Raw genomic sequence first — 15286 nt, 5'->3', positions numbered from 1 at the left:
GGGGGATCGTAGAATCCTCTCGTGGCACGGCCACCGGCGCGCACGGGGGCGCGTACGGCACGCGCACGAGAGGGCGCGACGGCACGAACGGCCGGCCGCGGAGCACGGCAAGAACGGTAGTCGAGGAGGAAGTTCGTCGTGAGCAGCAGGCCATCCCGAGGCGCTGCTCGCCTCGCCGCCATACTCGACGCGCTCCCCGACGCGCTGCTCCTCGTCGACACCAACGGCACGGTCGTCGCCGCCAACCGCGTCGCGCTGGAGACCTTCGAGCGGCCCGGCGCCGCCGTCGTCGGGCGCGGGCTGCTCGACCTGCTGCCGGACTTCGACCCGCAGCTCATCCCCGGCTCCATGCGCCGCCCGCGCGGCGACTCCCCGGGTTCGGTCGCGCCGGGTTCCGTCGCTCCCGACGCGGAGACGCGCGCGGAGGAGCGTACGAAGCCGCTGCGCATGGCCGCCCGCCGCACCGACGGCAGCGGCTTCCCCGCCGAGGTCACCAGCGCCGACCTGGAGGACGGCCCGAACGGCGAGTCCCCGTACGCCCCCGGCCACCACTACACCGGCGACGAGCTGCTGATGCTCGTCGTACGCGACCTCACCGGCACGGCCGAGGTCGAGGCCGAGTTGCAGCGGCAGCGCCGGCAGACCGAGATGATCCTGCGCGCCGCGGCCGAGGGCATCGTCGGTACGGACACCACCGGCCGGGTCGTCCTGGTCAACCCCTCCGCCGCGCAGATCCTCGGCTACCGCGCCAGCGAACTCGGCGGCGCCGACCTCCACCCCCTCATCCACCACTCGCGGCCGGACGGCACCCCCCTGCCGTACGAGGAGACCCCGATCTCCGACACCCTCCGCTCCGGACGCAAGCACCGCGTACGCGGCCAGGTGCTGTGGGGGCGGGACGGGCGGCCGGTGCCCGTGGACATGACCACGGCCCCGGTACGCGACGGCGACCAACTCGTCGGCGCCGTCCTCGCCTTCACCGACCGCCGCCGGCGCGACGCGCTGGAGACGCGGCTCGCGCAGCTCCAGGCGGTGCTGGACACCGCGCTGCGCGGCCCGCTGAACACGCTGCGCGCGGAGCTCAACACCCTGGCCGACGACCCGGCCGGGCAGCTGTGGCCGGAGGCCAACCAGACGCTGCGCCACCTCTCGGCCGGGTACGGGCGGATGACCGCGCTCATCGACAGCGTGCTCGACTTCCAGCGGCTTGACGCGGGCCGGGAGCGGCTGGCGGTGGAGCCGGTGAACGTCGAGGACGTGGTGCACGCCGCGACCGAGGGCGCGGACGAGCTGATCGGGCCGGGACGGGCGCAGTTCGTGGTGCACGCGCCGCGGCTGGAGATCGAGGCGGACGGGCGGTGGCTGGCGCTGGCGCTGGCGCACCTGATCGCGGAGGTCGCGGGCGTCGACGCCACGGGGCAGCGGACGGCGGGCGCGTCGGACGCGCCGGTCGTGGTGGCGGCGGCGCAGCGCGGGGACGTGGTGCGGATAGAGGTGCAGGGGCCGCGGGGGCCGGGGGCCGCCGGGGGCGGTGCCGGGGCCGGTTCCGCGGGCGGCTCCGGGGCCGGTGCCAGGGGGGCGGCCGGTGTCCCGGGGCCGGGTTCCGTGCACGAGCCGCTCGCGCGGGGCGTTGCCCTGCTGCACGGCGGGATCCTGCAAACGCACGAGGTACCGGGGCAGAACAGCGGGGCGTACCTGCTGGAGGTGCCGGTGAAGGCCGCGGGACCCGCCGCGCGGGCGGCGCGGAACCGGGAGACCTCCGGGCGCGGGCGGGAGACGGGGAACGAGACGACCGTGATGCCCGGCGCGGAGGCGTTGACGCGGGGCAGTGCGGCGGGTCGGGGCGGGCCGGTCGGGTCGGCGGGCGTGGCCGGCGGGTCGGGGGAGCCCGGGGAGCCGGGTGTACCGGGAGAGACCGGGGAGTCGGGGGAGTCGGGGGAGCTGATCGGGCTGGGAGCCCCTGCCGGAGCTGGTGGGCCTGCTGGGACCGGTGGGTCTGGTGGAGGCGAAGGCGGTACGGCCGGTGGTGTGCGTACGGCCGGTGGGCGGCGGCGACGCGCCGCGCCCGCGGCGGAGCCGGGCGACGGAGCGGGAACGCCGGCGCGCGGTACCGGGGTCGGCGGTACGGGCACGGGCCGGCGGCGGCGTGGAGCGACACCGGCGGCGGGGGTGCCGGCGGGAGCCGGGCCCGGGGTCGGGCCTGGAGGCGGCCCCGGGGTCGGTGGCGGGTCCGGCGCGGGGGCGCCGGCGGAGGCTGGGCCCGAGGGCGGGGTCCCGGCGGAGCCCGGGGCCACGGCTGGGAGCAGGGCTGCGGCTGGGGCCGTGCCCGGGGCCGGGGCGGCTGCGGACGGCGTTCCGGCGGCGGGGCTGCCGCCGGGGCAGGGTGCGCACGGCGGTGCGGGGCGCGGTGCGCCGGGTGCGGTAGGCGGCCACGGGGCCGTGGCGGCGGAGGCCGGTGGGCCGGCGGGCGCCGCGGAGCCGGGTCGCGCGCCGGGGCCGGGTACGCCGGAGGGCGCGGTGGCGCCCGAGTCGGTCGGCGGCGGCGCGGGGCAGGCGCCCGGCGGTGGTCCGGCGCCGGCGGGCGGCGGGAGCACGGCCGGCGGGCGCCGGCGGCGGGCGGCTCCGGAGGCGGAGCCGGTCGCGTACGACGGTGGGGGCGGGGTGCCGGCGCCGGGTGGCGGCGCGGGTACGGGCGTCCCCGGCGGGCCCGGCGGTGCGCGGGGCGACGTCGCTGCCGGTGACGGTGGCGGTGGCGCGGTAGGCGGTACGGCCGGCGGCGCGGGTGTGCCGATGGGCGGTACGGACGGCGGTGCCGGGGACTCCGGCGCCGTGGAGACCGGCGCCGCGGCGCTCGGACACGCTCTCCACGGGACGCAGGGTCGCGGCCGCCGGCGGCGGCCGGTGGGCCAGGGCCCGGGCAGCCAGCAGCAGGGCGACCTTACGGAGCCGGGCGAGCCCGCGACGGGGGCGCGGCGGCGGCCCGTAGGCCGTGGACCGGCGGGACCGGAAGCCCCCGGGGCCCCGGGCGGGCCGGACGGACAGAGCGGGGAGGGCGAGCAAGGGGATCCGGGTGGACCCGGCTGGCCCGGCGGTCCGGATGACCCCGGCGGGTACGGCGCGCCGGGCGGCGCAGGTGGCCCGGAGGGACATGGCGGCCAGGCCGGTCCCGGCGGGCCGGGCGGACACGGCGGAGCACCCGGCCCCGGCGGTCCGGATAGCCCCGGCGGGTACGGCGCACCGGGCGGCACAGCAACCCCAGACGGAACGGAATCCGGACCCAACGGCCCCGCGGGACCCGGTCGCGGCGGCCCCGGAGGGCCGGGCGGCCCAGGTGGACCCGCCGGGTACGGCACACCGGGCGGCTCAGGAGCCCCAAGCGGAACGGAACCCGGTCCCAACCGCGGCGCGCCCGGCCGCGGTGGCTCCGCCGGGCCAGGCGGTCCGGTCGGGCCCGGCGGGTACGGCACTCCCGGCGGCTCAGGAGCCCCAAGCGGAACGGAACCCGGCCCCAACCGCGGCGCGCCCGGCCGCGGTGGTCCCAGCGGGCCGGGCGGTCCGGTCGGACCCGCCGGGTACGGCACAGCAACCCCAGACGGAACGGAACCCGGACCCAACGGCCCCGCCGGACCCGGTCACGGCGGACCGGCCGGTCCAGGTGGACCCGCCGGGTACGGCACTCCCGGCGGCCCAGGAGCCCCAAGCGGAACGGGACCTGGCCCCAACCGCGGCGGGCCCGGCCGCGGCGGTCCGGGCGGTCCGGGCGGGCCCGCCGAGTACGGCGCACCCGGCGGCACAGCAACCCCAGACGAAACGGGACCCGGACCCAACGGCCCCGCCGGACCCGGTCACGGCGGCCCAGGTGGACCCGCCGGGTACGGCGCACCGGGCGGTTCAGGAGCCCCAAGCGGAACGGAACCCGGTCCCAACCGCGGCGCGCCCGGTCGCGGTGGCCCCGGCGGACCGGGCGGTCCGGGCGGGCCCGCCGAGTACGGCACACCCGGCGGCACAACAACCCCAGACCGAACAGAACCCGGACCCAACGGCCCCGCCGAGCACGGCGAGCCCGGCGGACCGGACGACGACCCCGCGGGACCCGGCGGTCCCCTGGGCCCGGGCGGGCCCGGCGGCCCTGCGGGGCCCGGCGGACTCGGCGGCCCCGGCGGGCGGCCCGGACCGCGCGGGCCCGGTGCGCCGGGTCCCTCCGGCCCGGCGGCGCCCGGGGGCCCGGGCGGGCGCCCGGGTCCGGCGGGCCCGGTCGGGCCCGGCGGCCCGGTGGCGCCCGGTGGCCCCACCGCGCATGCCGGTACGGGCACGCACATGGGCCCCGGCGCCCCGGTCGACCCGGCCGGCCACGCCGCTCGTACGGGCCACGCGCCCGGCGGCGTCGAGCCGATCGACCCCGCCGCGTACGAAGACGCCGCGCCCCACGGCCCGCAGGCCGGACCCTCGTACACGCCGGGGCCCGGCGAGTACGACGACGCGTCTGCGCCCGCCCGCCGCCGCGGCGGCCCGCCCCGGCGGGACGACCACGCCAGCCCCCCGGCCCCCGGCACCGGGCCCAACGGCCCCCCGCGGCAGGCCCAGCCCACCGACTACACCAACCCGGCGGACACCGCAGACCCCGCACACCCCGCCTCCCCCCACGCCGGACCCGCCGGGGCCTCCGCCGACCGGCTGGAGCCCGCCGACCCCGCCGGGCACCGCCCCGCCGCGCCGCACCAGCCCGCCGCCCTCCCCGCGGCGCAGCAGGCACCGGCGCCGCAGCTCCCCGAGGGCACCACCGACCCGGCCGTACGGAACGCCCCCGCCCGGCCGCAGCACCCCACCGGCCGCCGGCGCCGTCCCGCCCCCGCGCCGCAGGAACCGGACACCGGCCCGTACCCCCACTCCCCAGGCGCCGGCCCCGCACCGCACCCCGGCGGCTACGACGACGCCCCGCCCCCCTACGCCACCCGCGACCCGCGCCGGCCCACCGGCCGCCCCGTACCGGAGCCGGACACCGGCCCCTACCCCCACGACGGCGCCCGCGGCGCTCCCACCGGCACCGATGCCCCCGAGACCGCCGACGCCGCCGAGGTCACCGGCGACACCGGCGAAGTCCGCGCCGTACGCACCTCGCAGACCCCGCACCCCGCCCACGGCACCCCCGCCCCGGGCGTCCCCGCGCAGCACGACCCGCGCACGCACGGCGACACCCGCACGCACAGCGACACCCGCATGCAGGGCGACACCCGCGCACAAGACGCCGACGCCCGTCCCCGGGGCGGCACCCCCGCCCAGCGCGACCCCCGCACCGGCGGCGCCCCCGCGCCCGTGGACCCGCGGCACGAGATGCAGACCCCCGCCCGCGGCGTCGACCCGCGCCGCGCCACCTCGGCCGCCCCGGCCGCCGCCCAGGCCGACGCCTCCGGCACCCGCGGCGGCGCCACCCGCTTCGCCCGCTCCGCCGCGACGCCCGCGATGCCGGCCCTGCCCACGCAGCAGTCCGGCCCGATCAGCGTGCGCACCCTCGGTCAGGGCGTGGCCTACGTGGACCAGCCCTCCGGCCCGCCCTCACAGGGCGGCCAGGGCGGTCAGGGCGGTCAGGGCGGCCAGGGTGGTGGCCCGCACCACGGCACCCCGGCCCACCCCGCCGAGAACCCTGAGCACCCCGAGCACCCCGGGACTCGCGAGAACCCCGAAACCCCGGCCCCCTACGACCCCGCCGACGAACACACCGGCGGCCACCGCCGCCGCCTCGGCGCCGGCGCCCCGCCGGACGCCGTACCCCCGCACGGCGGCCCGCCGCCGGACGCGCACACCCCCGGGCCCCCCGGCCCCCAGGCGCAGCCTCCGCCCGAGCCCGGCCACCGTCCGCCGCCCCGCCCCGGTTCGTCCACCCGGCGCGACGCCATCGGCCGCGCCTTCGCGATCGGCGCCCCCGACGCCTCCGCGGCCGAGGGTCCCGAGCCGCTCGACGGCCGCCACGGCGTCGTGGAGGTCGCCGCGCAGGACCCCGAGACGACGCCGCTGCGCCTGGACGACGAGCTGCCGCCCGAGCCGCTGGACAACCCGCGCCGCCTTCTGGTCTGGCCCGAGCCCGACTCCGCCACGCAGGAGGCGCTGACGGCGCGCAACTACCGTCCCGTCGTGGTCCATTCCCGCGAGGAGCTGGACGCGCAGATCTCCGTCTCCCCCGCGGGTCTGTTCGTGGACCCGCTCACCGGCCCGATCACCCGTACCGCGCTCCAGTCGCTGCGCACCGCCGCGGTGGCGGCGTCCGTGCCGGTGCTGGTCACGGCCGGGCTGGGGCAGGCGACGCGGGAGGCGGCGTACGGGGCGGACCCGGCGGTGCTGCTGAAGGCGCTCGCGCCGCGCGACAGCGAGCAGCATCCGCCGCGGGTGCTCCTCTTCGAGGAGAACCCCGACATCGCCGACGCCCTCGCGGCGACCCTGGAGCGGCGCGGGATGCAGGTCATGCACGCCGCGTCGGACGAGCAGGCGGTGGACCTGGCGACGCGCTTCCGGCCGAACCTGGTCGTGATGGACCTGATGCGGATCCGCCGCAGGCGTACGGGCATCGTGGACTGGCTGAACGCGAACGGGCTGCTGAACCGGACGCCGATGGTGGTCTACACGGCCGTCGACATCAACCGTGCCGAGCTGCCGCGGCTGCGTTCGGGCGAGACGGTGCTGTTCCTGGCGGAGCGGTCGACGAGCGCGGAGGTGCAGAACCGGATCGTCGACCTCCTCGCCAAGATCGGTACGACATAGCGGGCACCCCCGCGCCGACCTTCTCAGCAGAAACGTCACAGCCCCCGGCCGGGCCGCGCACCCCCGCCGCTCAGCCGCCCGTCCGGCCGCCGACACCCCCGGCCCCGCCCCCGCCTGACCGCCCGGCCCCAGCCCCCGGCCCCGGCCCCCGGACCCGGCCCCGCCCCCGCCTCACAGCCGCGTGACCGTCAGCTCCCCGTCCGCGTACCGCCTCCGCAGCACCTTCTTGTCGAACTTCCCCACGCTCGTCTTCGGCACCTCCCCGATCCGCACCCACCGCTCCGGCACCTGCCACTTCGCGATCCGCTCCCTCAGGTGCGCCCGCAGCTCCTCGTCCGTGACCTCCGCGCCCTCGCGCACCACCACCGCCGCCAGCGGCCGCTCGTCCCACTTCTGGTCCGGCACCGCGATGACCGCGGCCTCCTCCACGTCCGGGTGGGCCATCAGGTGGTTCTCCAGCTCCATCGACGAGATCCACTCGCCGCCCGACTTGATGACGTCCTTCGCCCGGTCCGTCAGCGTCAGATAGCCCTCGGCCGTGATCGTGCCGACGTCGCCCGTACGCAGCCAGCCGTCCTCGCTGAACTTGTCCTCCGGCCGGAACGGCTCCCCGTCCGCGCCCCCGTAGTACGCGCCCGTGATCCACGGCCCGCGCACCTCCAGCTCCCCCGCCGACGCGCCGTCGTGCGGCAGCAGGTTCCCGTCCGGGCCGCGCAGCCGCGCCTCCACGCTCGCCGGGAAGCGCCCCTGCATCAGCCGGTACGGGTACTCGTCGGCCGGCTCCAGCCCGGGCGGCGGGTGCGCGATGCAGCCGAGCGGCGAGGTCTCCGTCATGCCCCACGCCTGCACGACGCGGATGCCGTGCCGCTCCTGGAAGCCCTTCATCAGCTCGGGCGGGCAGGCGGAGCCGCCGATGATGGCGGTGCGCATGGCGGAGACGTCGCGGGGCCTGGCGTCGAGTTCGGCCAGCAGGCCCTGCCAGATGGAGGGGACGGCGCCGCTGATGGTGGGCCGGCAGATCTCCATCATGTCGGCGATCGGGCCGGGCTGGAGGAAGCGGTCGGGCATCAGCAGGGAGGTGCCGGCCATGAAGGCGGCGTGCGGCAGGCCCCAGGCGTTGACGTGGAACATCGGCACGATCGGCAGGGCGAGGTCGTGCGGCGTGATGCCGAAGGACTCGGCGGCGAGGACGCCGAGGGAGTGGAGGTAGACGGAGCGGTGGCTGTAGAGGGTGCCCTTGGGGTCGCCGGTGGTGCCGGAGGTGTAGCAGAGGGCGGCGGCCTCGCGTTCGTCGAGGACGGGCCAGTCGTACGACTCGGGGCGGCCGGCGATCAGGTCCTCGTACTCGTGGACGGCGACGTGGGTGCCGTCGAGGAGCGCGCGGTCGCCGGGGCCGGCGACGACGACGTGCTCGACGCCGGGCAGCTGCGGCAGCAGCGGCACGAGGAGGGGGAGGAGGGTGCCGTTGGTGAGGACGACGCGGTCGCCGGCGTGGTTGACGATCCAGACGAGCTGGCGCGGGTCGAGGCGCAGGTTGAGGGTGTGCAGGACGGAGCCCATGGCGGGGAGGGCGAGGTACGCCTCCAGGTGCTCGGCGTTGTTCCACATGAGGGTGCCGACCGGCTCCTGCTCCCGTACGCCCAGCTCGTCGCGGAGCGCGTGCGCGAGCTGCGCGGCGCGGGCGCCGACGGCGGCGTAGGTCCGGGTCTGCGGCGGCTCGTTCGCGCCGGTCCAGGTGAGGACCCTGGCGGCGCCGTGGATGGTCGAACCGTGGGTCACGATCCGCGAGATGGTCAGCGGTACGTCCTGCATCGTGCTCAGCACGGAGGGCCTCCCGGGGGTAGGACACGTACACACAGGCACGGGCGCGTACGGGCGCGCACGGGCACGCGGAGACACCCGGCAATAACGCGCCAGTAATCAGTGGCGCTGATTCTGCTGGTGGCCCGGCACCTTGTCACTACCTCGGGAAGGGGTGTCTACGCCGCCTGCGCCAGCTCCCCCAGCCCCGTGTCCTCCCGGAGCTTCGCCAGCGCGCGCGAGACCGCGCTCTTCACCGTCCCCACCGACACCCCCAGCACGGCCGCCGTCTGCGCCTCGCTCAGGTCCTCGTAGTAGCGCAGCACCACCATCGCCCGCTGCCGCTCCGGCAGCCGCAGCACCGCGCGCCACATCGCGTCGCGCATCGCCTGGTGCTCCGCCGGGTCGGGGCCCGGGACGGGGGCGGGCTCGGGGAGGTCGTCGCCCGCGGCGTACTCGTCGAGGCGCCGCTTGCGCCACTGCGAGGTGCGGGTGTTGAGGAGCGCGCGGCGTACGTAGCCGTCGAGGGCGCGCGGGTCCTCGATGCGGTCCCAGGCCAGGTAGGTCTGCGCCAGCGCGGTCTGCAGCAGGTCCTCGGCGTCCCACGGGCTGGTGGTCAGGGAGCGTGCCGTGCGCAGCAGCACCGGCCCCCGCAGGTTCACGTACGCCGCGAAGGTCGGAAGGGGCGGTCGCGTGGTGTCCGCCGCGGGGGCGTCGGTACTGCTGGCTGTGGACATGGCTCCACGCTAGGAGCGGCACCCGGCTCCGCGGATCGCCCGTAAGTCGCGATGCGTGCTCCACCCGAGGGAGTAGGTGCACGGCCGGCCGGACCTCCCGTAGGTGGAGGGGCGGCCGGGGGACCCTTCGGGGTACTACGTCCCGGGTCCGATGATCGCGACCGGCGCGTCCACGACGTTGCGGTCGATGACCATCCGCCTGCCGCCGTGCCGCTCCTCGACCATACCGGCGTACTGGTGGAGGCGGCGGTGCGGCCGCCAGGCGGCGGGGTCGACGTGCGGCTCACCGTACAGCGAGGGCCTGGTGCGCCAGCGGGCCACCCAGATCGCGGACGGCATGCCGTCGAGGCCGGCCCGGCGGGCCTTCTCGATCATACGGATGCCGGAGTTCGCGCTGCTGTAGAGGCCGGGGAACCAGCCGTGCCGCCGCACCTCCCTGCTCCACGCGCGGACGTACGTGAGCGTAGTGCGTACGCACCAGGCGGAGCCCTTGAAGTGCTCGATGTCGAGGTAGAGCGCGCTCCGTGCGGCCATGCCGAGCGCGCGGGCGCCGCGGACGGCGTCGCGCGCCTCGGCGCGCCCCTGCGCGCGGGGGCGGGCGGGGTCGATACGTACGTCGCGATTGCTCGCGGCGGTGACGCAGGGGGACTGGGAGCCGACGTAGAGCGGCAGGACGCGCCAGCCCATGCGGTCGACGGCGCGGAGCCAGGCGGGGGTCAGGTGGGGCTGCTCGGCGCAGTGGCGGCCGCGGCCGCCGTAGTAGACGCCGACGGCGCGGTAGGGGGAGGAGCGCCAGGCGGCCATGGTGGCGCGGGAGGGGGTGTGGCAGGTGTCGAAGGCGCGGCCGCGGAAGACCTCGGCGCCGTGGGCGCGGGGGTCGCGGGGGTCGTCGGGGACGGCGGTGGCCGCGGGGGGCGCCGCGGCGAGCAGGGCGAGGGGGACGACGAGGCCGGCGAGGACGCGGCGCAGGACGCGGCCGGGGACGCGGCTCGCGACGCGGCTGGGGACGCGGCTCGTAACGCGGCCGGCGAGGTGGCGGGGAGGTGCGGAGGGCATGCCGAGCAGTGAAGGGCCGGACCGGACCGGAGACCCGGTACGACACGCGCCGGTGGGCCGTACGGCCGCCGACGGGCCCCGTCAGGCGTGACGGCCGTACGGCACGGGACACGACCGCGCGGCCGCACCGTGACGGTGCGGCCGCGCGGCCATCCCCAAGAGCACCCCGAACTACCCGGCTCCTACCAGAGGTTGGTGAAGGCGATCACCGTGTCCGACTGGTCGACGGCGTTGCCGAAGCCCTGGACGTTGGCGGTGTTCGACTCGTTGTAGCCGCCGTCGCCGTTGTTGACCTGCTGGGTCTGGGCGCTGTTGCCGAAGTTGTCGTCACCGACGCCGCCGAGCTGGCCGACGATCGCGGAGTGGGAGTCGTCGTTGGCGAACGCCCCGGCCCCGTTGTCCGCGTGCGCGACCCCTCCGAACAGCGCGACAGCGAGCGGCAGTGAAGCTGCCGCGGCAAGGATGCGGGCCGTGCGAGTGCGTGCCATCTGCTTCTCCTCCTGTGTAACGGAAAGACGGTTCCGTGGCCGGGAGTTGACCGGGGTTCCGGCCCGCTCACCGGCGGTGTGCGACGTCGCGAGAGCATCGTTGCCCGCGGATCCCGGGACTATCGCCGAACGGTGCCCGTTTCCCCCGCAGGCATGATCGGCGCCGGGTAAACCCGTACAGCGGGCCACTTTCGGCTATCGAACATTTGTACGAGACTGGGGGCATGGACAGCTCCGTACACAGCCACGCCCTCACCGCCGCGCTGGCCGCCGCCCGCCGCGGCCTGCCCGTCTTCCCGCTGTCCCGCGCGAAGCAGCCCGCGGTCCGCTCCCCGCACCACGCCGACTGGCCCCGGGTGCCCTGCCGCGGAGAGTGCGGGCGCATCGGCCACGGCGTGTACGACGCCACCACCGACGCCGACGCCGTCCACACCCTCTTCGCCGCCGCACCCTGGGCGACGGGCTACGGCATCGCGTGCGGCCGCCCCCCGCATCACCTGATCGGGCTGGACCTCGACGTGAAGTCGGGGACGGACACCCTCGGGGTGTTCGAGTCGCTGCTCGCCACCCACGGAATCGTGCTGCCGCCCACGGTCGTCGTCCGCACCCCGAGCGGCGGCCGGCACATATGGCTCACCGGCCGCCCCGGCCACACCGTCCCCAACTCCGCGGGCCGCCTCGCCCCCGGCGTCGACATCCGCGGCACCGGCGGCTACCTCGCCGGCCCCGGCTCCCGCACCCTGCACGGCACGTACCGCCTGGCACCCCGCGCCACCCGCGCCCCGGCCCCCGCCCCCGGCGCCCTGCTCCGCCTCCTGACCCCACCCCCACCCCACCCCCCGCCACCACCCGGCCACCCGCACCCCGAGCGCCGCGCGGACGCCCTCATCCGCTTCGTCGCCGCCTCCCGCCCCGGCGAACGCAACGCCCGCCTGTTCTGGGCCGCCTGCCGCGCGTACGAAACGGGCCAGGGCCCGGACCTGGCGACGGCACTGGTCCACGCGGCGATCGGCACGGGCCTGCCGGAACGGGAAGCGGCGGCGACGGTGGCATCGGCGGCAAGGCACACGCCCCCGTAACGGACCGCCGCCGGCAGCCCGCGAAATCCCCTCCCCCACACCGATGAGTTCCGCGCGCCCACCCCGTCTACCCCCCAGACAGCGCGCTCCAGAAGCCGACGCCGCAGCCCGGAGAGGGGCCACCACGATGCCGCACAAGATCTTCGTCAACCTGCCCGTGAAGGACCTGGACCGCTCACGGGCGTTCTTCACCGCCCTCGGCTACAACTTCAACGAGAACTTCACCGACGAGAACGCCACCTGCCTCGTCATCACGGACGACATCTACGCGATGCTCCTCACGGAGCCCTTCTTCAAGGGCTTCACCAAGAAAGAGATCGCCGACGCCACCACCACCACGGAGGCGATCCTCGCCCTGAGCGCGGACAGCCGCGCGGCGGTCGACGAGATCGTCGACAAGGCCCTCACCGCGGGCGGCGCCGTCGCGAACGAGCCCAACGACCAGGGCTTCATGTACGGCCGCAGCTTCCTCGACCCGGACGGCCACCAGTGGGAGATCTTCTGGATGGACCCCGCCGCCGCCACCTCCTGACCCCGCCCCCGTCACACTCCCCACCCGCACGCGACGCCGCCGCCCGAACCGCTAGCCTTGGTCCCTGCCGCCGCGGGCCGGCGGCGGGGAGAGTTGCCCGAGTGGCCTAAGGGAACGGTCTTGAAAACCGTCGTGGCGTGATCCGTCACCGTGGGTTCGAATCCCACACTCTCCGCCGAGAAGCCTCATCCTTGCAGGTCAGAAGCAGCGCCATCATGCCCGGACGGCGCCGACTCGCGGGTTTCCCACTCCTGACGGCCAGGATTCAGGGTCGCTCCGCGCCGTCCCCGTGCTCGGCCAAGCCCCGGTCAATGAGTGCGTTCATCTTGGCTTCCTCGCCGTCCAGCACCTCGACGTAGGAGCGCTGGAGTACGGCGACGCTCTGCCCCCCACGGCGGGCGGTCTCGGCCCGAGACGCAGGCGTGCCGCAGGTCGTACGGGATGGCCGCCAGCGGCGAGGCGACCTGCGCGGCCGTCAGCGCCTTCCGCCGTGCGTCCTTCCACACGGCGCCGTACTCCTGCGACCGGATCGGCCCACCGCGTACGGCGCTGAACAGCCGGCCACCGGGTGCGGTGCCGCCGACGTCCAGGCGAGCCCGCAGAATCACGACCAGCCCCGGCGGGATCAGCCGTCGTGGCGTGACCCGTCACCGTGGGTTCGAATCCCACGGCCCCATCCCGCACTTGGCGCTGCGCTCACTACGGGGCTCCGGCGGGCGGGGTGGACGCGCCTCTGCCGGGGGCTCAGAGGGGTAGGGGGCGGGTGAAGACCACCATTGGTCGGGCCTCCCCGTCGTAGTCGTCCACCACCCGGGCCTCGAATCCCAGTCGGCGGTGGAACTCCCGCGACCCCGTGTTCGACACCGACGTGATCGCCTTCAGCCGCTCCGCTCCCTGCCGGGTCGCCGCCGCCGCGAAGGCGGTGTAGAGGCGGCGGCCCAGGCCCGTGGTGCGGGTGTCGTCGCGGGTGGCGATCAGGTGGACGTATCCGGTGCGGGACGGGGTGACGAAGCCGAAGACGTAGCCGCGGATGCCGTCGGGGGCGCGGGCTACCAGGCAGGTGTCTCCGAACTCCTGCACCAGGGCGAGGAGGTGGAGCGGGCGCAGGTCGCGTTCGCCCCAGTAGCGGGGGTGGTCGGCGAGGACGCGGTGGAAGTCGGCCGGGGTCGCCGGTTCGAGGGGGGTGTCGTCGCTGGGCATTGTCTCTCCACGGTCGGCGGCTACGGCGTGGCGTCGGCCAGGGCCTCGGTGATCTGGCGGGTGGTGTTGCGGGCGACGAGGGGGTTGGTGGCGGCGTACGTCGTGTAGGCGCTGAGCGCCGTCGTCAGTGCCCAGCCGCGGCCCCGCGCCCACGCCGCGTCGTCGGCGCCCAGCGTCCGGCGGAACGTGGTGCGCGGGCCCGGGTCCAGCAGGGTCCAGGCGACGACCAGGTCGCAGGCCGGGTCGCCGGTGCCGAGGCCGCCGAAGTCGATGACGGCGCTGAGCCGGCCGGAGCGGGTGAGGAGGTTGCCGTTGTGCATGTCGCCGTGGAACCACTGCGGGGGGCCGGTGCGGTCGCCCGCCGCGAGGGCCGCCTCCCACACCGCCGTCAGCGCGCGGGCGTCGAACGTCCCGGCCGCGCCCACCGCGGCGATCGCCTCCCGCGTCGTACGGTCGCGGTCCCGGAGCGGTACGGCGGGGGAGAGGTGCCCGTACGGGGTGGGGGCGGGCGGCGCGAGGCCGTGCAGCGCGGCGAGGAACGCCGCCATGTCCGCCGCCGCCTCTTCGGGGTCCGCCAGGCCGTCGGGGGTCGCGGTCTCGCCGTCGAGCCACCGTGAGACGGACCAGTGCCAGGGGTAGCCGAAGGCCGGTTCGCCGACCTCCAGCGGGGCCGGGACGGCCAGGGGGAGGTGGGGGGCGAGGCGGGGCAGCCAGAGGTGTTCTTTCTGGGCCTGGCCGGCGGCCCAGTCGCCGCGCGGGAGGCGTACGGACATGGCGTCGCCGAGGCGGAAGATGACGTGGTCCGAGCCGCCGGGGCGCAGGCGCCGCAGCGGCAGGTGGGCCCACCGCGGGAACTGCGCTGCCAGCAGGCGGCGGGCGAGCGCCTCGTCGACTGCGCTCCCGGTGGTTCCGGTGGTCTCGGCCGACAAACGTGTCTCCTCCCGGCGCGCGCGTTCCGCCTCATCCCATCTTCCGGAGGCGGGCGGTGTCGAACGGTTTTCCGGAGCCGTGCGGGACGCACACTGACGGCATGCCTTTCCCCGACGAACCGCAGACGGCGGAGGTGGTGGCGTACCGGCCCGCGTGGCCGGGGGAGTTCGCCCGGCTGGCCGCGGAGCTGCGCGCGGTGCTCGGCCCGTACGCCCTGGCCGTCGACCATGTCGGGGCCACGTCCGTGCCGGGGTTGCGCGCGAAGGACTGCGTGGACGTCCAGGTGCGTGTGCCCGCGCCGCTGGACGAGGCGCTGCCCGCCCGCCTCCTCGGCGCCGCCGGCTACCGCCTCCGCCCCGAGCCCTGGAACCGCACCGAGGCCGCCGGGGGGCGGGAGTGCCGGAAGCTGGTGTTCGCGCCGCCGGCGGGCGCGCGGCGGTGCAACGTCCACGTACGCGAGGAGGGCGGGCCGAACGCCCGCTTCGCGCTGCTCTTCCGCGACTATCTGCGCGCGGACGGCGCGGCGCGCCGGGCGTGGGGCGAGTTCAAGTCCCGGCTGGCGGAGGGGAGGCCGGACCTGAGGGAGTACGGGCAGGTCAAGGCGCCGGCGACGGAGGTGCTGATGATCGCGGCGGAGCGGTGGGCGGCCGCGACCGGGTGGGAACCGGGGAAGACGCGTGACTCGAAAATCGAACACGTGTCAGAATAAAC

At 76.7% G+C, this 15286-nt stretch carries 10 protein-coding genes and 1 tRNA gene; 5 read left to right on the top strand and 6 right to left on the bottom strand.

Features of this window, described 5'->3' with window-relative positions; translation table 11 throughout:
• Window positions 1-138 precede the first annotated feature (138 nt).
• The gene (locus ACHZ99_RS16945; RefSeq protein WP_420305435.1) at window positions 139-6753 is read left to right on the top strand and encodes a PAS domain-containing protein; all 6615 of its coding nucleotides are present in this window, start codon (window positions 139-141) and stop codon (window positions 6751-6753) included.
• A 171-nt stretch (window positions 6754-6924) separates the two neighbouring features.
• Here ACHZ99_RS16945 and ACHZ99_RS16940 read toward each other — a convergent pair whose 3' ends face one another.
• From ACHZ99_RS16940 to ACHZ99_RS16925, 4 genes are all read right to left on the bottom strand, one after another.
• On the bottom strand, window positions 6925-8577 hold the full coding sequence (locus tag ACHZ99_RS16940) for a long-chain fatty acid--CoA ligase (protein WP_420305434.1): 1653 nt from the start codon (window positions 8575-8577) through the stop codon (window positions 6925-6927).
• A 155-nt stretch (window positions 8578-8732) separates the two neighbouring features.
• Window positions 8733-9290, bottom strand: a complete 558-nt coding sequence (locus ACHZ99_RS16935) for a SigE family RNA polymerase sigma factor (protein ID WP_420305433.1) — start codon at window positions 9288-9290, stop codon at window positions 8733-8735.
• A 135-nt stretch (window positions 9291-9425) separates the two neighbouring features.
• Window positions 9426-10346 (bottom strand): glycoside hydrolase domain-containing protein, encoded by a 921-nt coding sequence (locus ACHZ99_RS16930; RefSeq protein ID WP_420305432.1) that lies wholly within the window; start codon window positions 10344-10346, stop codon window positions 9426-9428.
• Between the two features lie 182 nt (window positions 10347-10528).
• Window positions 10529-10834, bottom strand: a complete 306-nt coding sequence (locus ACHZ99_RS16925; RefSeq protein ID WP_420305431.1) for a hypothetical protein — start codon at window positions 10832-10834, stop codon at window positions 10529-10531.
• 224 nt (window positions 10835-11058) lie between these two features.
• Here ACHZ99_RS16925 and ACHZ99_RS16920 point away from each other — a divergent pair, with 224 nt between their 5' ends.
• The 3 genes from ACHZ99_RS16920 (at window position 11059) to ACHZ99_RS16910 (ending at window position 12620) form a co-directional block, all read left to right on the top strand.
• A complete protein-coding gene (locus tag ACHZ99_RS16920) occupies window positions 11059-11913 on the top strand; it encodes a bifunctional DNA primase/polymerase (RefSeq protein WP_420305430.1) in 855 nt (284 codons plus the stop codon).
• 127 nt (window positions 11914-12040) lie between these two features.
• A complete protein-coding gene (locus ACHZ99_RS16915; protein ID WP_420305429.1) occupies window positions 12041-12445 on the top strand; it encodes a VOC family protein in 405 nt (134 codons plus the stop codon).
• Window positions 12446-12532: 87 nt separating this feature from the next.
• A tRNA-Ser gene (locus ACHZ99_RS16910) sits at window positions 12533-12620 on the top strand.
• Between the two features lie 569 nt (window positions 12621-13189).
• On the opposite strand, the gene ACHZ99_RS16905 is transcribed toward ACHZ99_RS16910, so the two are convergent.
• Both ACHZ99_RS16905 and ACHZ99_RS16900 read right to left on the bottom strand, forming a co-directional pair.
• On the bottom strand, window positions 13190-13645 hold the full coding sequence (locus tag ACHZ99_RS16905) for a GNAT family N-acetyltransferase (protein ID WP_420305428.1): 456 nt from the start codon (window positions 13643-13645) through the stop codon (window positions 13190-13192).
• 20 nt (window positions 13646-13665) lie between these two features.
• Complete coding sequence (locus ACHZ99_RS16900) at window positions 13666-14574, bottom strand: aminoglycoside phosphotransferase family protein (RefSeq protein ID WP_420305427.1); 909 nt, start codon at window positions 14572-14574, stop codon at window positions 13666-13668.
• 101 nt (window positions 14575-14675) lie between these two features.
• Here ACHZ99_RS16900 and ACHZ99_RS16895 point away from each other — a divergent pair, with 101 nt between their 5' ends.
• Window positions 14676-15284, top strand: coding sequence for a GrpB family protein (locus ACHZ99_RS16895; protein ID WP_420305426.1), 609 nt, complete (start codon window positions 14676-14678; stop codon window positions 15282-15284).
• The last annotated feature ends 2 nt before the right edge of the window (window positions 15285-15286 follow it).

It is taken from the genome of Streptomyces sp. MAR4 CNX-425 (genome assembly GCF_048656465.1).
GTDB lineage: Bacteria > Actinomycetota > Actinomycetes > Streptomycetales > Streptomycetaceae > Streptomyces.
Note: the sequence above shows the minus strand (reverse complement) of the source record. Positions and strands in the feature narration are given on the sequence as shown.